Annotated in this window: 23 protein-coding genes; 6 read left to right on the top strand and 17 right to left on the bottom strand. The window is 44.1% G+C overall.

All coding sequences use genetic code 11. The annotated features are described in order from the left end of the window. Positions 1-50: 50 nt before the first annotated feature. The 4 genes from Q7C19_RS12095 to Q7C19_RS12080 all read right to left on the bottom strand — a co-directional run bounded on the left by Q7C19_RS12095 (position 51) and on the right by Q7C19_RS12080 (position 6,146). Positions 51-1,874: a mechanosensitive ion channel gene (locus tag Q7C19_RS12095; RefSeq protein ID WP_056063872.1), complete on the bottom strand. Its 1,824-nt coding sequence runs from the start codon at positions 1,872-1,874 to the stop codon at positions 51-53. Positions 1,875-2,090: 216 nt separating this feature from the next. Then, positions 2,091-3,947 carry an ABC transporter ATP-binding protein gene (locus Q7C19_RS12090; RefSeq protein ID WP_375092228.1) on the bottom strand — a complete coding sequence of 619 codons (1,857 nt, stop codon included), beginning with the start codon at positions 3,945-3,947 and terminating at the stop codon, positions 2,091-2,093. Further along, positions 3,944-5,668 carry an ABC transporter ATP-binding protein gene (locus Q7C19_RS12085; protein ID WP_375092227.1) on the bottom strand — a complete coding sequence of 575 codons (1,725 nt, stop codon included), beginning with the start codon at positions 5,666-5,668 and terminating at the stop codon, positions 3,944-3,946. The genes Q7C19_RS12090 and Q7C19_RS12085 overlap by 4 nt, the downstream gene beginning before the upstream one ends. After that, positions 5,661-6,146: a MarR family winged helix-turn-helix transcriptional regulator gene (locus Q7C19_RS12080; protein WP_329469956.1), complete on the bottom strand. Its 486-nt coding sequence runs from the start codon at positions 6,144-6,146 to the stop codon at positions 5,661-5,663. The genes Q7C19_RS12085 and Q7C19_RS12080 overlap by 8 nt, the downstream gene beginning before the upstream one ends. A 155-nt stretch (positions 6,147-6,301) precedes the next feature. Here Q7C19_RS12080 and Q7C19_RS12075 point away from each other — a divergent pair, with 155 nt between their 5' ends. Continuing rightward, on the top strand, positions 6,302-6,643 hold the full coding sequence (locus tag Q7C19_RS12075; protein ID WP_375092226.1) for an ASCH domain-containing protein: 342 nt from the start codon (positions 6,302-6,304) through the stop codon (positions 6,641-6,643). 45 nt (positions 6,644-6,688) lie between these two features. Here the strand turns inward: Q7C19_RS12075 and Q7C19_RS12070 are convergent, their stop codons facing one another. Beyond that, positions 6,689-7,558 (bottom strand): cation diffusion facilitator family transporter, encoded by an 870-nt coding sequence (locus tag Q7C19_RS12070; RefSeq protein WP_053452503.1) that lies wholly within the window; start codon positions 7,556-7,558, stop codon positions 6,689-6,691. A gap of 299 nt (positions 7,559-7,857) precedes the next feature. Between Q7C19_RS12070 and Q7C19_RS12065 the strand changes: the two genes are divergently transcribed. Further along, positions 7,858-8,181, top strand: coding sequence for a thioredoxin family protein (locus Q7C19_RS12065; protein ID WP_023466923.1), 324 nt, complete (start codon positions 7,858-7,860; stop codon positions 8,179-8,181). 77 nt (positions 8,182-8,258) lie between these two features. On the opposite strand, the gene Q7C19_RS12060 is transcribed toward Q7C19_RS12065, so the two are convergent. The 10 genes from Q7C19_RS12060 to Q7C19_RS12015 all read right to left on the bottom strand — a co-directional run bounded on the left by Q7C19_RS12060 (position 8,259) and on the right by Q7C19_RS12015 (position 16,877). Then, positions 8,259-8,603, bottom strand: a complete 345-nt coding sequence (locus Q7C19_RS12060) for a hypothetical protein (RefSeq protein WP_375092225.1) — start codon at positions 8,601-8,603, stop codon at positions 8,259-8,261. Beyond that, positions 8,593-8,889, bottom strand: coding sequence for an excalibur calcium-binding domain-containing protein (locus Q7C19_RS12055; RefSeq protein ID WP_294744539.1), 297 nt, complete (start codon positions 8,887-8,889; stop codon positions 8,593-8,595). The genes Q7C19_RS12060 and Q7C19_RS12055 overlap by 11 nt, the downstream gene beginning before the upstream one ends. 114 nt (positions 8,890-9,003) lie before the next feature. After that, positions 9,004-9,858, bottom strand: coding sequence for an anti-sigma-V factor RsiV (gene rsiV / locus Q7C19_RS12050; RefSeq protein ID WP_375092224.1), 855 nt, complete (start codon positions 9,856-9,858; stop codon positions 9,004-9,006). Further along, positions 9,842-10,360 carry an RNA polymerase sigma factor SigV gene (locus tag Q7C19_RS12045; protein WP_375092223.1) on the bottom strand — a complete coding sequence of 173 codons (519 nt, stop codon included), beginning with the start codon at positions 10,358-10,360 and terminating at the stop codon, positions 9,842-9,844. Before Q7C19_RS12045 ends, rsiV begins: the two co-directional genes overlap by 17 nt. A gap of 114 nt (positions 10,361-10,474) precedes the next feature. After that, entirely contained in the window at positions 10,475-10,948 is a 474-nt protein-coding gene (locus tag Q7C19_RS12040; RefSeq protein ID WP_375092222.1) for a hypothetical protein, read from the bottom strand. Positions 10,949-11,115: 167 nt separating this feature from the next. After that, a complete protein-coding gene (locus Q7C19_RS12035) occupies positions 11,116-12,462 on the bottom strand; it encodes a GH1 family beta-glucosidase (protein ID WP_035411188.1) in 1,347 nt (448 codons plus the stop codon). Between the two features lie 22 nt (positions 12,463-12,484). Further along, on the bottom strand, positions 12,485-13,408 hold the full coding sequence (locus Q7C19_RS12030) for a carbohydrate ABC transporter permease (RefSeq protein WP_290774496.1): 924 nt from the start codon (positions 13,406-13,408) through the stop codon (positions 12,485-12,487). A gap of 3 nt (positions 13,409-13,411) precedes the next feature. Next, on the bottom strand, positions 13,412-14,308 hold the full coding sequence (locus Q7C19_RS12025; RefSeq protein WP_035411191.1) for a carbohydrate ABC transporter permease: 897 nt from the start codon (positions 14,306-14,308) through the stop codon (positions 13,412-13,414). A 58-nt stretch (positions 14,309-14,366) separates the two neighbouring features. Beyond that, positions 14,367-15,674 (bottom strand): ABC transporter substrate-binding protein, encoded by a 1,308-nt coding sequence (locus tag Q7C19_RS12020; RefSeq protein WP_375092221.1) that lies wholly within the window; start codon positions 15,672-15,674, stop codon positions 14,367-14,369. Between the two features lie 189 nt (positions 15,675-15,863). Continuing rightward, positions 15,864-16,877: a LacI family DNA-binding transcriptional regulator gene (locus Q7C19_RS12015; RefSeq protein ID WP_375092220.1), complete on the bottom strand. Its 1,014-nt coding sequence runs from the start codon at positions 16,875-16,877 to the stop codon at positions 15,864-15,866. 207 nt (positions 16,878-17,084) lie between these two features. Here Q7C19_RS12015 and Q7C19_RS12010 point away from each other — a divergent pair, with 207 nt between their 5' ends. Together Q7C19_RS12010 and Q7C19_RS12005 are read left to right on the top strand one after the other, a co-directional pair. Further along, entirely contained in the window at positions 17,085-17,507 is a 423-nt protein-coding gene (locus tag Q7C19_RS12010) for a VOC family protein (RefSeq protein ID WP_375092219.1), read from the top strand. 88 nt (positions 17,508-17,595) lie between these two features. After that, positions 17,596-18,231 carry a DUF3885 domain-containing protein gene (locus Q7C19_RS12005; RefSeq protein WP_375092218.1) on the top strand — a complete coding sequence of 212 codons (636 nt, stop codon included), beginning with the start codon at positions 17,596-17,598 and terminating at the stop codon, positions 18,229-18,231. Positions 18,232-18,301: 70 nt separating this feature from the next. Here the strand turns inward: Q7C19_RS12005 and Q7C19_RS12000 are convergent, their stop codons facing one another. Further along, positions 18,302-18,526 carry a hypothetical protein gene (locus Q7C19_RS12000; RefSeq protein WP_375092217.1) on the bottom strand — a complete coding sequence of 75 codons (225 nt, stop codon included), beginning with the start codon at positions 18,524-18,526 and terminating at the stop codon, positions 18,302-18,304. A gap of 128 nt (positions 18,527-18,654) precedes the next feature. Between Q7C19_RS12000 and Q7C19_RS11995 the strand changes: the two genes are divergently transcribed. Both Q7C19_RS11995 and Q7C19_RS11990 read left to right on the top strand, forming a co-directional pair. After that, entirely contained in the window at positions 18,655-19,965 is a 1,311-nt protein-coding gene (locus Q7C19_RS11995) for a DUF262 domain-containing protein (protein WP_375092216.1), read from the top strand. Between the two features lies 1 nt (position 19,966). Next, on the top strand, positions 19,967-21,799 hold the full coding sequence (locus Q7C19_RS11990) for a DUF262 domain-containing protein (RefSeq protein ID WP_375092215.1): 1,833 nt from the start codon (positions 19,967-19,969) through the stop codon (positions 21,797-21,799). Between the two features lie 194 nt (positions 21,800-21,993). Here Q7C19_RS11990 and Q7C19_RS11985 read toward each other — a convergent pair whose 3' ends face one another. Continuing rightward, complete coding sequence (locus Q7C19_RS11985) at positions 21,994-22,491, bottom strand: type II toxin-antitoxin system HicB family antitoxin (RefSeq protein WP_375092214.1); 498 nt, start codon at positions 22,489-22,491, stop codon at positions 21,994-21,996. Between the last annotated feature and the right edge of the window lie 44 nt (positions 22,492-22,535).

The raw sequence follows: 22,535 nt of genomic DNA, 5'->3' as shown, positions 1-22,535 counted from the left end.
AACGCAAAAACGCCCTTTCCCCTAAAGTTAGAGGAAAGGGCGTACTCTCATTACGGACGATCATTAGGGTGATCGAGGTTTGGACGATTGTTAGGATGATCGAGGTTTGGCCCTTTATGATCATTTGGGTCAATCGGATAATCATCTTGTTGTGCTAAATCATTTTCTGGCAACGCACCTTTTGGTGTACCATGTGTCGTTTCATCTGTTGAAGATGAACGCGCTGAACGTGGTGCACGATCTGGTGTGACATCATCCGCTGCTTGTGACGCAGCACCTTTTGCTGCATCTTTCAAGCTTGGTGAAGAAGAAGTCGATGCAGACTTACTTGGAAGATTCGATGTGTCGACTTCCGTGTTCTCTGCTTTCTTTTGCAAACGATCGAGGTAACGCGATGCATTATCACGTCCACCGAGACCAAAGGCAAGACCGAAAGCAAGCGCAAGTGCTCCAAGGATCAAGATGAAGGCTGAGTTGACGATTGTATCCGCAACACCCAATTGATCAAGTGCCATGAAGACAGCAAGTGCAAGAATCGCATACTTCGCAACGATTGAGAGGACTTTCAGTTCAGAGTTACCGAACAGGCTGTCCATCGTACGTTTGACAAGGTTGCTGACGATGATACCGATCGCGAGAATGATGATCGCTGTCAAGACGCTTGGCAAGAAAGCAAGGACGGCACGACCGAGGTCGACCATGAAATCAAGACCAATCAAGTTGAAGGCTTCGACGACGAAGAGAACGACGATGACGATCTCAACGAGTGCACCAACGATGGAAGCTGGTGATGTAGACGCTTGGTTCGCATCCCACGTCCCGATTTTCAAGTGACGTGTTAGATTGTTGAATCCAAGACGTGACAGGAGATCCGTCACGAATTTCTTGATGAAACGTCCGACATAAAGACCGACAAGAATCAGAACGACACCGACAATGATATTCGGAATCATACCGAGGACATCGTTCAACATGTTGATCGCTGGTCCTGTAATTCCTTTAATATTTAATTGATCAAGTGCTGAAATCGTGATTGGAATCAGAATCAAGATGAAAACGACTGTTCCAAGAATCGACGACAGTGATTTCGAATCTTTTTGATCATTTGACCCAAGATTGAAGCGAGATGCAAATTTATCCGTTCCAACAGCATGAAGGAAATTCGTCACGATATCGCGGACGATTTTCGCTACGAGGAAGCCAACGAAGAAGATGGCTGCCGCAGCAATCAAGCGTGGAATGAATCCAAGGAATGACGATAACAATTGGCTAAACGGTTGTGAGACACTCTCAATGTTCAACGCACCAAGTACACCTGGTAGGAACAGAAGCAAGACGAGGTAGAAGACGATCTCCCCTGCGATTTTTGGATAAGTTGAAAGATCTGTCTGACCTTGAAGCATCTTGTTCGAACGTACTTTGTCGTTCGCCATCAGCTTCGTACCTGCTTTGACGATGATCATGCGGAGAACGACCGCAATGACATATGCCAAGAGGAGAATAAGGGCTGCTTTCAGGATATTTGGGATTGCCGCGAGCAATGTACTCATCGTATCCGCAAGTGGTCCCGCAATGATGTTCAGATTAAGGATATTGAAGACCAAGATTAGGACGAAGACCATGAGAACCCAAAAGACGACAGTCCCGATAATTTTTTCAGGTGTCCACTTTTTCTTCTTTGGTGGCGCCCCTTCTTTTTGAGGCGATAACTTGTTGACGACTCCAGATTTCTCTAACGCTTTTTGAATCCCGTTCGCAATCAGCTTAGCAATGAGCCATCCAATTAAAAAGACGATGATCGCTCCAAGCAAGTTGCCGAGTGATCCGAGAATGCCGTTCAAGTTCAACGACGTTCCGTTCCAAATGTTATTCATCCTTTCACACTCCTTCACCTAAGATAAAATTATATGTTTCTGACACTTCTTTAATTTCCCCAGCTAAAGGATTTGTTAAACCCTTACCTGTACCAGAATGTGGCGGTTCTTGTTTTTCCTACAAGAAATTGGATAACTGCGGTATGTGAAAATACACATTTGTAATAATCATTTCTAAAAAAAGCAGCATCGTCTACATGACGACACTGCCTTATATTATACGACTTCTTTTTCAGAGAATTGGCTGTTGTACAGATCCGCATAAAATCCACCTGCCTCGAGTAATTCCTCATGAGTACCTTGTTCGATGACACGCCCTTGATTCATGACGAGAATCAAATCAGCGTCTTTGATCGTCGACAGACGGTGAGCAATGACGAAACTCGTCCGCCCTTCCATCAACCGTCGCATCGCTTGCTGGATGAAGACCTCCGTCCGTGTATCCACACTAGAAGTCGCTTCATCAAGGATCATGATCGGAGGATCGGCAAGAACGGCTCGAGCAATCGTCAACAACTGTTTCTGACCTTGCGAGATGTTCGAAGCTTCCTCATTCAAGACAGTATCATACCCGTCCGGCAATGTCCGGATGAAATGATCAGCATGTGCGGTCTTCGCTGCCGCGATAATCTCTTCTTCGGTTGCTCCACTTTTACCGTAAGCAAGATTGTCTCGAATCGTACCGTTGAAGAGCCACGTATCTTGTAAGACCATACCGAACGTCGTCCGTAAGTCTTCGCGTGACATCTCACGGGTATCGATGCCGTCAATCCGAATCGTCCCGCCGTTTAATTCATAAAAGCGCATCAATAGATTGATCATCGTCGTTTTACCGGCACCCGTCGGTCCAACGATCGCGACGGTTTGTCCCGGTGCGACATCAATGTTCATATCCTCGATCAAGAGATCATTTCCGTAACCAAAATCAACGTGTTCGAATGCAACGGCTCCTTCAGCCTGCGCAAGACGATGCGTCGTCACTTCTTTAATCTCTTCTGCTTCGTCGAGTAATTCAAAGACACGTTCCGCTGCTGCGACCGTCGATTGGACGATGTTCGCGATGTTCGCTGTCTGTGTGATTGGTTGCGTGAACTGACGTGTATAGGTGATGAACGCTTGAATATCCCCGATCGAGATGGCCCGTTGCGTGACGAGAATCCCACCGACGATACTGATCAGGACGTAACTGATATTCCCGATGAACATCATCATCGGCATGATGATCCCGGAGATGAACTGTGCTTTACGTCCTGCTTCATACAACTCTTCGTTGACGGCATCGAACTGCTCGACCGCTTTGCGTTCATGTCCGAACGCCTTGACGACAGAGTGTCCGGTATACATCTCTTCGACGTGTCCGTTCAACTGACCAAGTGTCCGTTGTTGATCGGCAAAGTATTTTTGGGATCGTTTCAAAATCGGACGAATCGCAAAAATCGAGACCGGCAACGAGACAAGTGAAATCAGTGTTAACAATGGACTAATCGTCAGCATCATGATCAGAATCCCGACGATTGTCACGATCGAGGTGATGAATGAAGTCACACTTTGTTGTAACGTACTACCAATCGTATCGATGTCGTTCGTCACACGGCTTAGTGTCTCCCCGTTCGGACGACCATCATAGTATTTTAATGGCAAGCGTTCGAGTTTATGATTGACGTCCTCACGTAAATCGTAGACTGTTTTTTGAGCGATACCCGACATTAAATACTGTTGCAAGTAATTGAATAGACTACTGACGACATACAGTCCGGCGAGCCAGAGCAGGATCTGTCCGATTTTCGTGAAATCGATCGCTGCTCCCGGCACACCTTGGAACTTCGCATATGCCCCTTCAAACAATTCTGTGATTGCCGTTCCCATGATTTTCGGACCGGCAATCATGAAGACCGTACTGAGAATGGCTGCAAGGAAAACACCAATGAGTGCCGTCCGACGCGGACGCAGATATCGAAGCAGACGACGGAACGTTGCTTTGAAATCCTTTGGTTTTTCTCCGAGCATCATCATATTTCCGCCACCGGGACCACCAGGCGGAGGACCGCCGGCAGGTCGTTTTTTCTCACTCATGCGATTTCCTCCTCTGATAGTTGTGACTTCACGATTTCCTGATAGACGGCATTGTCAGCAAACAATTCATCGTGTGTCCCGATTCCAGCGACTTTCCCTTCATCAAGGACGATGATTTGATCGGCATCAATGACCGTGCTGACACGCTGAGCGACGATCAAGACGGTTGCTTCGCGCGTTTCTTCTCGTAACGCTTTTCGAAGTGCGGCATCAGTTTTAAAGTCGAGCGCTGAAAAACTGTCATCAAAGACGTATAGATCTGGTCGACGAACAAGTGCTCGAGCAATCGACAACCGTTGTTTTTGTCCACCAGAGACGTTTGACCCACCTTGTTCGATCCGCGCGTCGTAGCCGTCCGGCATCCGTTCGATGAAATCGGTCGCTTGTGCGATTTGCGCTGCATGCGCGACTTCTTCATCTGTCGCGTCCTCTTTTCCAAAGCGAATGTTTTCGGCGATCGTACCCGTGAACAGTAATGCCTTTTGGGGAACGAAGCCGATTTTCGACCGCAGTTCCTCTTGCGGTACGTCCTGGCTATCAACGCCATTGACGCGAATGCTCCCTTCCGTCACGTCATAAAAACGGGGAATCAAATTGACGAGCGTTGATTTACCGGAACCGGTCCCACCGATCACAGCCGTCACTTCACCTGGTCGTGCCGTAAAACTAATATCGGATAAAACGGGTGTCTCAGCTCCTGGGTAACGGAACGTGACACGATCAAAGACGAGCGTTCCTTTTTCACGGTCAGCGGTTTGTGTTCCCTCATCTGTCATCGTTGGTGTCATCTCGAGGACTTCATTGATCCGTTTCGCCGAGACGGCTGCCCGCGGAATCATGACGAACATGACTGAAGCCATGACGAGAGCGAACATGATTTGCATGACGTACTGGATGAACGCCATCAAGTCCCCAATCTGCATACCACCATTATCGATCCGGATGCCCCCGAACCAAATGACACCGACGACCGTCAAGTTCATGACGAGCATCATCACCGGCATCAAAAACGCCATAATTTTATTGACCTTGATCGAGACTTCTGTCAAATCGGCGTTTGCTTTCGTTAACCGGACTTGCTCATCGCGTTCCCGGTTAAAAGCGCGGATGACACGGATCCCCGTCAAGTTCTCCCGCAAGACAAGGTTCAGTCGGTCGAGTCGCTTTTGGACCTTTCCAAACAACGGAACCCCTTTCCACAAAATCAATAGGATTGAAAGCACAAGAACCGGCATCGCAGCGACGATGACGAGCGATAGTTTGGCGTCTTTTGAAACGGCCATGATCAATCCACCGATAAACATGATTGGTGCACTGACGACCATCCGTAACATCATGATGACGACTTGTTGAACTTGTGTGATGTCGTTCGTCGTCCGCGTAATCAATGACGCCGTTCCGACTTGGTCGAACTCTTGCAGGGAAAATCGTTCAACATGGTTAAAGACTTGGCGACGGATATCCCGTCCGAGCCCCATCGACGCCTTCGATGAATAATAACTGGCGGCAACTGCAGCTAACGCTCCGATACCGGTAATCCCGAGCATGACGGCACCAATTTTCCAAATGTAGGCGGTATCGCCGGTGACGACCCCTTTATCAATGATGTCTGCCATCAGTGTCGGCAAATAGAGATCAGACATTGATTGTGCGAAAACCAAGACGAGCACCGCGAGTACTGCCCATTTATAGACCGTCAACCGTTTGAGTAACTTAATCATCCGAGCATCCTCCTTTCATTTCTGGCTGTAAGATACGTCCGATGCCTTCTGCAATCTGAGCATGCGTCGCAAGCATCTGTTCGAATACCTCTTGATCAATCGTCTTTAGGACCTGTTCGAGTTGACGTTGCATCCCCTTCTCTTGTTCTTGAATCTCCGTCACGAATTGTTGTCCCTGATCACTAAGCGATAGGACGACTTCTCGTCGATTTTCAGGATTCGTCTCCCGAATGACCCAACCGGACTGAACGAGGCCCTCAATCGACTGACTCAGTGTGCTCTTTGGTAAATGCGTATGTGTCGCGAGTGCTTTTTGCGAAATCGGTCCACGTGGCGCAATCGTCATCAAGCTATGAAATTGAGGTAAACTGAGTCCGTTTTCCTGCGCCGTCTGGTGTGCTGCTCGAACGAGATGTCGTTGTACATTCCAAAACGACTGCATCATCGCCGTTGAACGAACCGTTTCCGTTTGCTCCATCCTGTTTCGCCTCCTTGTTCCATTTCAAATCGTTCCAAAAGGAACAATTACTTATATGAATTAAAATACGCTGATTATTCCTGGTTGTCAACGAAAAGGCGATGTGAAAAATCACATAGTTTTGCTATGCTTTTGTAGAGAAGGAGTGGAGATAGATGAGACATGAGATGGGATTATATGAAGTACCGTTTCGTTCGATTGAACAACGGCTGAAAACGGTCGAAATTCGACTCAATGATCTGAAACGCCAACAAGTACAAGTCGGTGATCAGATTCAGTTCACGCATACGGAGACGAACGAGACGCTACTCGTCCAGGTGACGAAACGGGAGACATTTCAAGATTTTCAAGCACTGTATGAACACGTATCACAGGAATCCATCGACTGCGTCGGTTGGTCGATCGATGAACTCGTAACATCCACTTATACGATTTATTCAGCGGAAGCCGAGCAACAGTACGGAGCACTGGCTCTTCACATCGAGTTATTGCCATAAAAAAACGTCTTTTCTACAGTCAGCGTAGAAAAGACGTTTTTGAATTCATTCAGGTTCGACGTGAACATGGATATCATAAACTCCGTATTCTTCCGTCAGCGTATCCTCAACACGTGTCGCAATATCATGCGCTTGATGGATGTTCAAGGTGGAGTTAACGAGAATGACGACATCGACGACTTCATTGTTGCCGTAATTACGTCCTTTGATTGATTTGATGCCTTTGACACCTTCGAGATCGAAAATGACATCTTCATACATTTTAAGCTTCTTCTCATCGAAGCCATCCGTCAGTTCATGTGACGCTTCCGTAAAGATATCCCACGCTGTCTTACAGATCAAGAAGCCGACGATGATTGCTGTCACGACATCGAGCCAGGGCATGCCGAACTGTGATCCGACGATCCCGATTGTCGTCCCGACACTGACCCAAGCATCGGATAGATTATCTTTCGCTGCCGCCATGACGGCTTTGCTTTCAATCTCCTCGGATAACTTCTTATTGTAACGATAGACGAAGTACATCACGAGAGCTGAACCAATTCCGACGTACGCTGCAAGAACATCAGGCGATTCCTGCTTGCCTTCGAATAACGTCGAGATCGTATCGATCAAGACTTGAAGACCGACTGCCATCATGATGAAGGAAGCTACGAGCGAGGCAATCGTCTCACTTTTCCAGTGTCCGTATTTGTGATCGTCATCTGCCGGACGTTGTGAAATCCGTAAGCCGATCAAGACGGCGATCGACGCAATAATGTCGGTCGCGTTGTTCAAACCGTCCGCCCGGAGTGCGGCAGAATCTGCTGTATACCCAATGATTAATTTTAAAGATGATAACAAGATATAGGCTGCGATACTGATCATTGCACCGCGTTCGCCGCGTTTTAGATTATCGTATTTTTGTTGTTCCATTCTCGTCGCCCCCACTTTCTCTGCGATTAGCAAACCTCATCGTACCAGTCGGAAATCGAGTGGGTCTAGAGAAATCATTTTGTTTTGAACTAGGTAATTAATAAATACGCAATAATGTTTCCCTATACCAAACTGAATTTAATTGGTTCATGTGGCTCTTTTGAAAAAAATCGGTAGCTTTATCTTAAAGAGAAACCAACTTTTTTGACTTGTCAGACTCTTTGACGAACATAATTCGTGCAAGTTCTGAAGGGAATCGGTAGACTAAAGATACAACACCAAGAGGAGGAGTTCTCACAATGGCAGAATTCATTAAGAGTGAAGAAACATTCAAGGAATTGATTTCAAGTGATGCACCGGTCATCATCAAGTTCGAAGCAGACTGGTGCCCCGACTGTAAACGGATGGATTACTTCATGCCGGACGTCGAGTCACAATTCGACCACTTACCAATCCATACGATCGACAAGGATGAGTTCCCTGAAATCGCATCGAACCACGATGTCATGGGGATCCCAAGCTTACTCGTCTTCAAAAACAATGAAAAACTGGCACATTTGCATAGTGCAAATGCGAAAACACCAGAAGAAGTTACAGCATTCCTAAAGCAAAACTTCAACTAAGCAAAAATAACCTGACGCCGCAGCGTCAGGTTATTTTTTATGTACCGATCTGATTTGGAGTGCTACTTCAATCCTTCTCAGCTTTTCTTAAAAAAGATGCGAGTGAACAGATTCGTAATCGTTCCAGCTATCGCTGCTTCGATCAGAGCGACGACCACAATCGATAAAATATCCTGCATACCTAGAGTTCCTAAGAAATTAATGAGATTCAGAATGAAAAAAAGAATAAAGAAAATCAGATAATCTCGTTTTCGCATCGTAGTCTTCCTACTCAATACGTCTTTGTCGTCTTTCATCGCTATAACACTACCATACATCATGATTTTCCAAGGATTACATAATTGAAAGGAACAACGAACATCTACAAAAAAGTAGTCTTTCTCTCGCTCGAGAAAGACTACTTTTACTTTTTTAACGTTCACACGCGATGCCGTCTTTATCCCGGTCTCTTTTCGTGTTTAAGTTATACGTCGCAAGACTGACGTATGCCTTGTACTTTGTTGCTTTGTAGATCGGTTTTCCATTCTTGTCATACCCGGTCCGATTCTTTAGACCCGCTTTTTTCGCGACACCGCCTTTATACGTCTTTTGCATTTCTGCACAACTGGAAAAGGCTTTTGCTTTCGTCGCAGCTTCACTGGCTGCCGGAACATGGATCAAGGCAAGACTGACGACACCCGCTAGTACGAGCCGACTCCATTTTTTCATAGGGATCCCTCCTTTTTTCAAAAAACAACGATTTGTCTTTTGATTATAAGAGGTCATTTTTAGAAATTGTTTCCTTTTTTCATTTTTACGTCAATGATTTTTAAAATCTGACAATCAACGAATATAGGATGAGCTGACGAGGTCGTCTTTTAAGATTGAAGTCGGGATCTTAAATTCAACGATGCCCATATATCCTGGAGCGATGCTGTATTCATCAAACGACAGGACTAATTTGTGGTCTGTTGTAATATAGAAATTTTGCTTCGCGGAAATGCGCTTGAACTGTTCGCTCTCCGGTACATCTGGTGTTCCTTCGACAAAGTAGACTTTCCCTTCATCTGCCTTCATTTGCCGACGCATTTCTTCCTTTAGATAATCACTGATCGTCGTGATATATCTGTCATTCTTGAACAAGGATGGTAACGTCAGGACAAGCTGTTGCTTCTTATCAATCGTATCGTACTGGACGCTTTCCGATGCACTTGCCCGTGTCTCGGTGACGATTCGACCAATCGACAACAGGTCGTCCGTATCCGTCTTGATGTCGTATCGGCTATCGATCGCAAATACTCCCTCTTGTCCGTGCGTATCTTGTTTGAACTTTTCATATAACGCTTGTCCTTCCGCGATATACTTTTCGTTTAGTTGTTGCTCGAGCGCTTTGTCCGGTAACGTCACTTGGGGTGCTTTAATATCAGCCGACTGTTGTGTCTTCGTCTCTTTCCAGTCGATCGTCACGATCTCAGTCAGTTGACCGAAGACCGGCACCTTCGCCATCGCGTCTGCAAACGACGCATTACTATTTAATCCGCCAATGAATAACGTGATGGCGGCCGCTGTAATCAACACGGATTGCTTCGTCCGCGAAGGACGAGTTCGACGCTCGACTCGGGCAATCATTTCATCGAGTTCTTTTGGGACCGGTGGTTGTTGGTAAGCCTGTTTCAGATCATCAAGTTTGTTTGACATCTAGATCATCTCCATTCAATTTCATTTTCAGTAAGGTCAACCCTTTATAGAGGCGAGACTTGGTCGTACTTAGATTCAGCTCTAAAATCGTCGCGACGTCTTTTAAGATCAAATCCTCGAAGTAGTGTAAGATAACGACTTCCCGGTACATGATCGGGAGCTCCTCGAGCGCCTGTCGTAAATCGGAATCCGGGTATGTATCTTCTTTCGTCGCGACAAGTTCGATCAGTCGCTCCGTGTCGTAACTGATACTATGTTGCCGCTTCCGAATTGCATCGATCGCTGTTCGTGTCAAAATCTGATAGAACCAGGCTTTCATCCGTTCATCATCCTCGAGTCGGTCGAGTGATTGTAACGCTTTTTGGATGCTGTCCTGAATGACATCCAGACTATCCTGTTCATTTTTCATATAACTGTAGGCTACCCAGTAGAGATTCGGTTTATATTGCTTCAAAAAACGGACGAATATTTTTTCCCGTTTTCTGATTTGGCGAGAGGTCATAGGCCGCGGCTCCTTTTTTCGATATCGTTCTGTGTATACATCATTAAGACGGGCGAGTCGAGAAAAAAGTTGACGAAACAACAAAAAAAGGCGACGCAAGGTCACCTTTTTGAATCAATAATCTAAATGCCGTGATGCATCATTCCAGACTTTTACGTGAAGCGTGATCAAGGCGATACCGTACAGAACACTCATGCATAACGAAAACTCACCAAACAGAACATCCGTCCAGGCATTTAATCCAAACAACGGGACGACGAACAGGAAATAGAATATGAACTGAACACTCGCAAGCTCATCAAACCAAATCGTCTCAGAAAACGCGCCTTCAAGTAACGAAACACCATAAATGAATAACGCCGCAACGAGACCAATCCGGATATACCAGACCATAAGTCGAAGCGCTTTATCTTCTTTGATATAGAATAGAGACCCGACTAAACCAATAAGCCAGGCGACGGAGGCAATGCTTTGCCATCCGTTAATCGTTCCGTCCGGATGGAGCATGGCGGACCATCCGTTAATTCCGATCATGACAAGTAAAGCTAAAATAAAGATGAACCGATACGGTAAGTCCCTCTGACGCATGACGTTTCCTCCCCTGAAAACGAATAGATATCACTTCTATCCTTTAAATTCCATATGATGGGTTTTAATCCTTTTTCTTTTACACATTTTTTCACCCGATCTCTATTGATTTTTTTATCTAATCCGGGGAAAAAGGCAAGGACGATGAGTCGTCCTTGCCTTTTTCCTTATACGCTTTGGGGAAGCGTAGCTTTATGTCGCTTGATCACGTTCGCATACCAATGAGCACTGTCTTTCCAAATTCGTTCCTGTGTTTCGAAATCGACATAAAGGATTCCGAAGCGTTTTTCGTAACCGAAGCTCCACTCGAAGTTGTCAAGAAGCGACCATAAGTAGTAGCCATCAATATTCATGCCTTCTTCGTTCAAATCCGAGATTGCTTGCAAGTGTTGCGCAACATAATCGATTCGGTTTTGGTCGGCGACCCGTCCTTCGATCAGCTCATCGTCAAATGCGGCTCCGTTTTCTGTAATATAGATTGGTAAATCTGTATATTCCGCTCGCAATCGGCGAATTAAGTCCTTGAATGCGTTCGGTGCAATGTCCCAGCCCATCGCGGTTCTGTCGTAGTCCGAATACGCAGCTTTTTGTAGAAAATCATTTGCTGCGCTGAATTCGACGAGGTTACGGCTATAGAAATTAATCCCGAGGAAGTCACACGGTACAGCAATCGTTTCCATGTCCCCTTCCTGGATGAAAGCAAACGAATGGACATATTTTGAGAAAAGATTCATCATATCGACCGGATAATGTCCCTTAAAGACCGGATCAAGGAACCAACGATTCGCATAGCCGTCTGCATTATTCATCGCTAACCGATCATTGACCGAATCTGTCTTTGCATATTTAGGCGCCAGATTGAGTGTAATGCCGATCGGTGTCGTCGATTTCATCTCTTCCTTCAGCATTTCGACTGCTTTTCCGTGAGATAAGAGCAAATGATGCACCGCATGAACGGCTTCGTTTAGATCAGTATGACCGGGTGCATGTTCCCCGATGTGATAGCTGAGGAACCCAGCACACCACGGCTCATTATGCGTAATCCAAGAGTCGACGACTTCGTCAAGCTCCGTAAAACATGCCCGTGCAAAATCAAGGAACCAGTCGACCGATTCTCGGTTGACCCAGCCGCCTTCTTCGTACGCCCAGAGTGGCAAATCCCAATGATACAGTGTGACAGCCGGCTTAATGCCCTCTTCGCGCAAGCGTGTTGCAAGCTGCTTATAAAACGCCATGCCTTCAGGATTATAAATTCCTTTTTGCGGAAAAATCCGTGGCCAGGCAATCGAGAAGCGATACGTATCGACGCCAAGCTTCTTAATATGGGCGATGTCCTCTTCATAACGATGGTAATGATCACAAGCGACGTTACCGTTTTGCCAGTTGAAGACCTTGCCATCTTCTGCGCAAAACGCATCCCAGATGGAAGGCGTCCGTCCGTCTTCGTTGTAAGCGCCCTCGATTTGATACGACGATGTGGCTGTTCCGAATACAAAGTTTGGTGCAAATTTCATGTATGTCATCCCCTTTGATGAATTATTCTTTGACGGCACCAGCCGAGATACTGCTAACGATATACTTCGAGAGGAACAAGAAAGCGATCATGATCGGCACGACGGAAATCGCGATGCCGAGATACAGTGACCCTAAGTTCTCTGCGACTTGTGAACCTTTCAAGAATCCCATCAAGACCGGGAGCGTATACTTTTCTGGCGAGAAGAGTAAGACGAGCGGCATGATGTAGTTATTCCAAGAACCGATGAAGGTGAAGATCGACATCGTCGCGATCGCGGGCATCATCATCGGTAAGGCGATCGTATGGAAAATCCGCCATTCGCTTGCTCCATCGATACGCGCTGCTTCAATCAAACTTGGATGGAGGACCGTCTGGACGTACTGCCGGATGAAGAACACGGTGAACGGGCTAGCAATAGCCGGTACGATGAGCGGAATGAAGCTATCGAGCAATCCTAAGTTTTTGCTGAGCTCATAAAAACCGATCAATCCGAGCTGTCCTGGAATCATCATCATGATCAGCATGAACACGAACAAGACATTTTTTCCTTTAAATTGATAGAATGCAAAACCGAATGCGGTCAGGGCGGAAAAGTATCCCGACAAGACGGTCACGAGTACAGCAATGATCAAGCTGTTTTTAAAGCCGGACCAGATATTGACGTACGAACTCAACGCCGCGTAGTTGTCAGAAAGCGAGTTGCCCGGGATCAAAGAAAAGCCGGACAGGACTTCTTCATTTGACCGGGTTGCGTTGACGATCATCATCAAGAATGGAATGATGCAGGCAATCGTCAAGGCAATCAATGCGAGGTAAATGATCGTTTTTCCAAGCCATGGTTTTTTCCGTTTTGGAGGCGGCGTCAATCGAAGCGGATGCTCCGAGCGTTCTGGTTGTTCTTCCGTTTGTGGCACGAGCCGGCGTGCTTCTGCATTTCGTTCCATCGGTCAGGCTCCTTTCGGTGAACGTTCTTTTCGGAACATCCCTTTGAAGACGATGATTGAAAAAACAAGCGTGATGGCAAACAACCCATAAGCGACAGCTGCAGCATAGCCATAGTTGTTGTATTTGAATGCCTGGTTATAGAGATACAGCACCATCGTATTCAGTGCCCCGTCCGGCGCCCCGATTCCATCTGTGATCAGCATCGGCAGGTCGAACAATTGCAAACCACCGATCAGTGAGGTGATCATGATATACAATAAGATTGGCTTGAGCAGCGGCAAAGTGATTCGAGAAAAAATTTGCCATCGGGTCGCTCCGTCAATCAAGGCCGCTTCAAAATAATCTTTCGAGATGCCAGACACGCCTGCCATGACGACGATGAACGAGTGACCGAGCCACATCCATGTCAGGATGAGCGAGACAGATACTTGTGCCGTAACAGGTTGTGTCAACCAGTTGATTGGCTCTGAAATGATACCGATCTTCATCAACATCATGTTGAGCGAGCCATGTTGCCAGTCGAGCAAGATTCCAAACAGTAACGCCACGGAGCTGATCGTAATCAAGTTCGGCAGATAAAAGGTCGCTCGGAAGAACGCGAGCCCCTTCAATTTCAATTGGAGGTCGGAGAACAGCAATGCAAGCAACAATGCCCCGCCAATTTGTAAGGTAAAGTTGACAGCCCAAATCTTGATCGTGTTAAAGAACGCTTCGATGAAGTAACTGTCACTCAGTAGCCGAGTATAGTTCGCAAGACCAACGACTTGTTCCCCTTCAGCTCCCGTGTAGTTCGTAAAGCTATAATAGAATGTCAGGGCGACCGGATAAATACTGAAGATCAGGAAGACGATCCAAAACGGTGCGATGAAGAGATACCCAGTGCGATCGATTTTTTTCACAGGTTAAGCTCCTTTCTTCCATGAGAAAAGGTGAGGCAGGATGCGCCCCACCTGCTCGTTATTCGGGTACTTTTACATCAGGGTACGCGTTTTTGACTTTTTTATAGAATTCCGTAAGAGCTTCGTCCTTTGATTTTTTTCCGCGAACATACTCTGTCACGGCAGCTCCATAGAGCGTGTCAAGTTGTTGATCATACTTCGTAACGATGCCTGGTTTGATTCGGTCTGCTTGCTTTAAGAAAAATTCGTAGTTGTTCTGTCCATCCAAGAAATCTTCTTTAAAGTTAGTCTTGATTTTATCCGTGACTGGCTTGAATGCTAAGACGTCACCCGTTTCCTTTGCCCAATCTGTCAAGAATTCTTCGTCCTGCGTCATCATTTTGACGAAATCATACGCGAGTTTTTGTTTTTTCGAATCTTTGTAGACGCCTAACCATGTTCCGCCCCAGAAGTAAGGACTCGGTCCGCTCGTGACAGCCCAGTCTCCTGCGGATTTTTTCACGTTTTCCTTCAAGACGCTATGCAGTCCCCAAGTCGGTAACACATACGAGAAGACCTCTGTCTGAATTTCTTTGCCATTCTCTTTGACTTTGACTGGTTTATCCATGCCGGCGTACCACGATGGTGACCATTCCGGTGCAAGGGCCGTATATTGTTTCGTACGGAGTTCTTTTGCGTAGTCCATATATTCTTTTCGCGCATCGGTCAAGACGAGCTCCTGCTTGTCGTTGACCCATGGTTGTGGATCATTGCCTTGCACGAACCAGCGAATCGATCCTTCATCTGGGAACATTTTATAGCCTTTTTGCTTCATTTTATCGGCGACTTCAAACACCCCATCCATTGAATTCATCATGCCGCCGATTTTTTTCGGGTCGTCTGTTCCGAGTACTTTTTTCGCAATGCTTCGTTTGTAGTAAATGCCTCCTGGTGTCGTTTGCCAAGAGAGCGCACGCACGTTTCCTTCTTTATCTTTCCCCATGTCAAATACATACGGAATGTAGTCTTTTGCGGCGTCATCTGCATTAAACGGCTTTTCGGATAAATTGGCCCAGTAGCCAGCGTCGACCCATTGTTTCAAGAAGGCGATTTCACCAGTGAAGATATCCGGTGCTCCGACGCCACTTTCAAGAGCTGGTTTCAACTTCGTCGGATAGTCGGCCATTGGCACGATCGTCAATTCGACTTTGACGCCATTCTTTTCTTCAAATTTTTTGATTGGCTTTTTTAATTCATCCGTAAATGACCAAATCTTTAAGACCTCTTTGCCACCACTTGTAGTGTCTTCGCCACTTCCCGTACATCCCGCTAAGACAGTTGCTGTCATGGCACCAATCGTGACTGCACTAATGAACGCCTTTTTCATTTCATCCCATCCTTTTTTAATAGTTTTTAAGTAAGCGGTTTCAATTTAATCGTTTAATTCGAAAGCGCTTTCGAAAATGACAAGACAATAATCGAAAGCCCTTTCGGAACTGCCGTAAAAATAATTTCGGAATCGCTCTCGCGTTTTCTCCCTGACAACCAGCGAGAGCGATTCCGAAATCGTCGCACGTCACTCAGGTGCAGGACCTGTCGAATGACGAACGATCAACTCGACGGGAATGACGTCTTGTGTCGTCATCCGCTGTTTATCGACAATCTGTTCGATCAAGACTGAAGCCGCTTGCTGACCAATTGTTTCCGTATCTTGCCGGACAGTCGTCAGCTTCGGTGTGATATACTTCGCCATCTCGATATCATCGTAGCCTACGAGTGAGATATCTGTTGGAATCTGTAAGCCAGCTTCATGAATCGCTTCAATAGCGCCGATTGCCATTTGGTCACCTGCCGCAAAGACAGCAGTCGGTCGACTCGGTAGCGCCAGCAACTCTTGCATCGCCCGTTTTCCTTCTTCTCCGGAAAACAACCCACCGTTTGCAATATAGCCGTCCGGAATCGGCAAACCGAACTGAGTCATTGCTTGTTTATAACCTTCGATCCTTGCTGCACCAGCATCCGTCGTCGTGTCACCAGCGATATGCGCAATCCGGCGATGACCTAATTCATATAGATGCTCGACGGCTAGTCGCCCACCCGTAATATTGTCGGAATAGACGACGCTACAATCCGGACTGTACATATCAACGACAACGATCGGAATCGTACTTTGAATCAATTCTTGAACGTGCAGATCCAACTGGTCCGAACAGATGACGACAATGCCATCAACCGCTCGGTGCCGAAAGTGCTCCAAGTAACTCATGTCCCGATTACGTAAATTTCGTGATGCAAAAATCAGATCATAACCTTGTTGCTCTGTTGCTTTCCGGAAGCTTTCAATGATCGCATTAAAGAACGGATGCATCATGCCGACACCATGTGCTTCTGAAAACATGACACCAATCGTCCACGAACGTTTCGTCGAGAGCGATTGAGCATGTGCATTCGGCAAGTATCCCATCTCAGCTGCTGCCTGGACGATCTTCGCTTTCGTCTTTTCACTGACATCTGAATAATTATTTAAGGCTTTCGAGACCGTCGTGATCGAAAATCCGGTCATCTTCGCTAAATCATAAATTGTTCCCATACTACTCACTCCATTTCACCGAAAGCGCTTTCGATAAATTTAGTATACGAAGTCTTTCTGGAACTTGCAACCTATTTTTTATAAAAATCAGATAAATTGAAATCGTTATCATTTATACTAAATAAATCAGCAACCCACTCTTTTTATGCGAACAAATGTTTGGTATACTAAAAGAAACACATTCTTCCTTTTGAAAGGAGCTTTCCCATGCCGATTAATCCGTATCTTGTCTTTAATGGAAATACCCGTGAAGCATTGACGTTCTACACGGAGGTGTTTCAGGAAGAAATGCCGGAAATCATGGAGTTCGGACCAGGTCCTGGACCGGATGGTCAACCGTATCCACCGGAGCACCAGACACTGATTTTACATGCGCAGCTTATCGTCCATGGCACACGTCTCATGTTCTCAGACGCGATGCCACAAACCCCTGTGACGTTCGGACAAAACATTACGCTAGCCCTTCACTTAGCCGATGTGGAGCTATTGCACGAAACGTTCGCGCGGCTCGCTGAAGGCGGCAAGATCATCATGCCGATTCAAAAGACGTTTTGGAGTGAAGCATACGGTATTGTCGAAGATGCGTTTGGCGTACAATGGCAGGTTAATCATGAAACGAGTATGGGCTAATGAATAATGATCCGGCTTTTAGAAGCCGGATCATTGTTCATTCAAAAAACAAGTGTAGCACATCATACATGGAAGGGAGGGGTTCCTATTGAATCACCAAGAGCTGTATACGATCTTTCCCCAGCTCGTCTTATATCCGAACTTATTTTATCACAATGCGAACGGAATCCGCTTTGAGCTAGGCGATTCAACATTGCTCAAAAACGTTGGTCTAGATGATCCGAATTATCTAGAGTCCGCCTATCGAAAAGCCCTAACCTTATTCGAAGCCATTCATGATCCATCTGATCTTATCACATGGATCGTGCAGGTCAGTCCCTACAAAAGAACAAGCGGTTGGAAACCGGTTGTGCATAGTGGATTTGTGAAGTACTTGAAGTCCCCTTCTTTACGCTATCGCCTGCGGTGCGATCGTACACCGCAATATGTGGAAGAGCATCCCTATGCTACATACACATTGTCTTTGACCTGTACGCGGCAAGAGATTCATTATCCAGCTTTAATCCGTGATATTTGCAGTCACGATGTCACGGATCGCCCTTCTTTTATCCATCGTACCTTTTTCTTTAATCCGAGACGAAAGAGTCTGTTTCACATCTATGATGACCGAGGCTGTGACCTGATCGGCGAAACACCTGACGCTATCCGTGATCTCTACGATGATTATAAGCATTGGATATTGAACCATGATAAAAACACTATTGATCAGACATTCTCACTATAAAGAGGCGATTCTTTGACTTAGAATCGCCTCTTTATTAGCTCTCGCTTAAATAAGTGGAACGCACAGTTGACTAAATCAACTGCTTCACCCAAGCTTGTCTTGCTTTTACTGAAAACTCTTCATTTCCAAATACCTCTACTCTAAAGGGAAGCGTTTTTAACAACTGACGCTCCAGTGCTTGTCGCGCCTGTAAAATCGCAATCGTCCCTTCTACTCCTGATAACGAGCGATTCACACCAAATGTTGTTTTGCCTGAACCCGGTAGCCCTTCCATTAGATAAAGTTTAGCTTTCATACTATACACTCCTCAAATCATTTTCGCTTCACTTTTTGATACTTCATCTTTATCGTACATAAAATAAAAAAAGCAGTATATATGTAAAAAATAGGTATAATTAAAAGAAAAAATAAAGGAGACTCTTAATGGCTTTACTAACAAACGAGCTAGAAATACTTCCATTACGTGATTTGTTCAATATTCCTCTCCGTATTCCTTCATATCAACGACCTTATAAATGGAGTGCACGCTCAACGAATCTTTTGTTCATCGATACTTACAAAGCATTTCAAAATGATTTAGAGGAATATCGTCTTGGGTCTGTCATTCTTCAAAAAGATCAAAGCAATACATATAATATCGTTGACGGTCAACAACGACTCACTACCCTTTCGATATTACTTTATTGTCTAGGTGATACAGATCAATCATTATTGCAAGAAGAGTATTCTGAGCTATCTACAAATGCAATACTGACGAATCACAGCATTCTCTCTAGAAAAACGAATGAGTTGAACCCTGATGAACAAACTCGCTTTAAAAATTATCTTTTAGAAAAATGCACCACCGTTCAAATCGTCACAGATAAGGAACAAGAAGCTTTTCAATTTTTTGATTCTCAAAATTCACGAGGAAAAGCGTTAGCCCCTCATGATCTCCTCAAATCTTATCATCTTCGTGAAATGACAGCCGAAGATGAGTCACAAAAGGTGAATGTCATTAGTCGTTGGGAAGCTGTCAACCAAGAGGATTTAAGTAACCTATTTAAAAACTACTTGTATCCGTTAACTCAATGGTATAAAGGAAAACATGGTCTCGGTTATTCCACGAGTAAAATTGACGCTTTCAAGGGAATCGACGCCACGCATGTCTACAATTATGCGTTATACCATAAAGCTAGTAACTTGTTTATAGAACAATTTAATAAAAATGGTCATCACGAACTGCTCGCTTCAAATTCTTTGAATCAGTTCCAACTGACACAACCGTTAGTTGCCGGAAAGCGTTTTTTTGACTACATCCTTCATTATGGACAGCTATTAGAACAAATTCAGAAACTCATTAAACAGTCTTATGCAGAAGACGAAAATCAAATACCACGTAAAGGAACCGGTGATACTTACATCATGCAATTGTTTGAATGCTCCTTGCTATTTTTTGCTGATCGTTTTGGGATTGAAAGCTTGAATAAATCGGTACTCGATTACTTTTATACTTGGAGTTACTCTCTCCGATTAGTCATGAATGCTGTCTATCAGGAAACGACTAACAAGTACGCAATAGGTAAGCATGAACGTCTCAACGCGGGACTCGGTATTTTTACGATCATCAGTGAAATGAATACACCGACAGAATTAGATTTATATGTAATAGAGCAACCAGCCGTCGATTTAAAAAACAAAAAGAAATACCAAACAGTGTATGACAAACTTTCTTCCTTGAATGGATGGTGCTAACATGAGCGATAATCTGAAAGTCATACCAGTAGCAAATGTATTCGTAAATACTAATTATTCGGTTCCGATTTATCAACGGAATTATGCCTGGAACGAACTTCAAATCCTCCAGTTGATCGAGGATATTGATAGTGCCATTCTTGATGATGAAGACCAGACATATTTCCTCGGAAATCTAATCGTTAATCAGACCGACAACAACGTCTATGAAGTCATTGATGGTCAACAACGTTTAACGACTTTGTATTTACTTGAACGCTATCTAAAGTTTTCTTTTTCAAAAGAGGCCCTTCGCTTCGAAGCGCGTGATACATCAAATCGTACACTCGCTCATCTTAGTGCTGATAATGCAAACACATTACCAGAAGAATTAGCTTCCGCTGAAATTTTAAACGGTTATCATATCATTCAAAATTACTTCGAAACGAATCCGATCAATAAAGAAAAATTTGCTAAAAAACTAGAATCCGTCTTTTTGATTCGAGTCCAAGTTCCAAAAAATATTGATTTAAATCATTACTTCGAGATTATGAATACGCGTGGTGAGCAATTAGAACTTCACGAAATCGCAAAAGCAAAATTACTCGAAGTGCTTAAAACCGATCAAGATAAACACGTTGGTGCAATGATTTGGGACACTTGTTCAAATATGAATTCTTACGTACAAATGAATTTTGATCCAAATCACAGAAAGCTTCTCTTCACCCATAATTGGAGTAGTCTTCAATCTAAAATTGAGAGTTTTAATACGATCGTTGATCAAATCGATAACAAAAAGAGCACTTCACAATCTAAAAAACCGTTACTTTCTATTCTCGATAGCAGCAAAACACCGGACACGAAGAGCAAAGAACTTGAAGATGAAAATGAGCGGTTTGAATCAACCATCTCTTTCCCTAATTTCTTACTACAGGTGAATGCTGTCTTAAAGGATATTAACTCAAACCCTAGTCTGGACGACAAACACTTTCTCCAAACTTTAGAATGGTCTTGGACAAGTCCTGACAACGCCAAGTACTTTTTGTTCACTTTGTTGAAATGTCGTGTCTTGTATGACAAGTACATTGTAAAACGTGAATTTGCCAAAGATTATAAAGAAACAGGTAAGTGGTCTTTGCAACGGTTAGAAAAGTACCGGGATACAAAAAGAAAAAGTGATAAACCAGCGTATGTTGGAACACTGAAACGTGAAAAGCAGAATCAAAAATTAAGAACACTTCAATCTTGTTTGCGTATCACCTACACTTCTCCAAAAACTATGCACTGGATATCACTAGTCCTTTCTGAATTACTAAATGATGAATCAACGAATCTCATTAAATTACTCGAGCAGTACTGCTGTAAGAAAGTCAGCGAATCTAATTATGAAACGAAATCAGGGTTTGAAATAGAACGAATCGTTTTTTCTTATCTAGATTATTTAATCTTCCGTGATGGCTACTCATATAAGAACAAACAACTCGTATCTCCATTAAATGATGACTGGCAGTTCCAGTTCAGAAATTCTATCGAGCACTTCTACCCACAACATCCAATTGACGGAATGAAATGGGATAACCGTGATTTGCATAACTTAGGTAACCTAGCTTTAATAACGATTTCCGGAAACTCGAAATTCTCGAATTTATCTCCGCTCAGTAAAATCGACTCTTATCCAAATCTAATTAAACAGAGTCTAAAATTAGCGATTATGCAGACCATAACGATATCTAGTGAAGAGAAGTGGACGACAGAAAAAGCAAATGAGCATCAAATAGAGATGACGACTATTTTGAATAAAGATTTAGCGAAATATGCTAGTGTATCATCTTCAATATTGCAGGTAACACCTTAAAAGAAATAAAAAAACTTTCCGATAAAAAATACGGAAAGTCTTTTTTATATTTCCTTACACAATAATAGAATTTCCGTTAAAAATAGCGTTCTTCTACCTTCATTACAGATTATTAATTCACTATTTTTTCTAGATGAATTTTTTATTTAATTTATGAAGCGAGTAATCATATCTTTATTCATCTTATATTAGTGTCATTTTACGACCCGCCCTGTATAAAACACCTCATCTTCATCCATATCATAATCACCTAGAGAAATGATTGTTCCTCCTGCATCCAGTACGCGAGTAATAGACTCCATCAAAAATTTACTATCTAAGCCAATCTCAACGTCTTTATTTCTCGCATCCACATACTTCAATAAATAAGAGTCTGGTGTCGCTAATTTTGAATCGGGTCGCGGTTCTACATCCACTTCAATCAATTCGATATGAGCTTCTTTTGAATCATTAAGATTTAACTGCTGTAATGTAGATGGATTATTAAACGTTTCTCCATGCGTCAACATACTCTCTAACATTAATTCTAAAACATCTTTCGCCATGAAAAGTGCATGTTCATACGTCTCTCCATACGTAAATACATTATTTAAATCTGGAAAAGAAACATCGTATCCATCATTACCTTCATCACTAAACCCTTCATCTTCTTCTATTTTTGTCAGTACTGCATAATACTTATATATCGCCATTTATGTTCTCTCCCTTGCTTCTTGTTATATTCAGCTCATAGCGT

The organism is Exiguobacterium sp. PHA03 (assembly GCF_041945985.1).
GTDB lineage: Bacteria > Bacillota > Bacilli > Exiguobacteriales > Exiguobacteriaceae > Exiguobacterium_A.
This window is presented reverse-complemented; position numbering and strand designations above follow the sequence as displayed.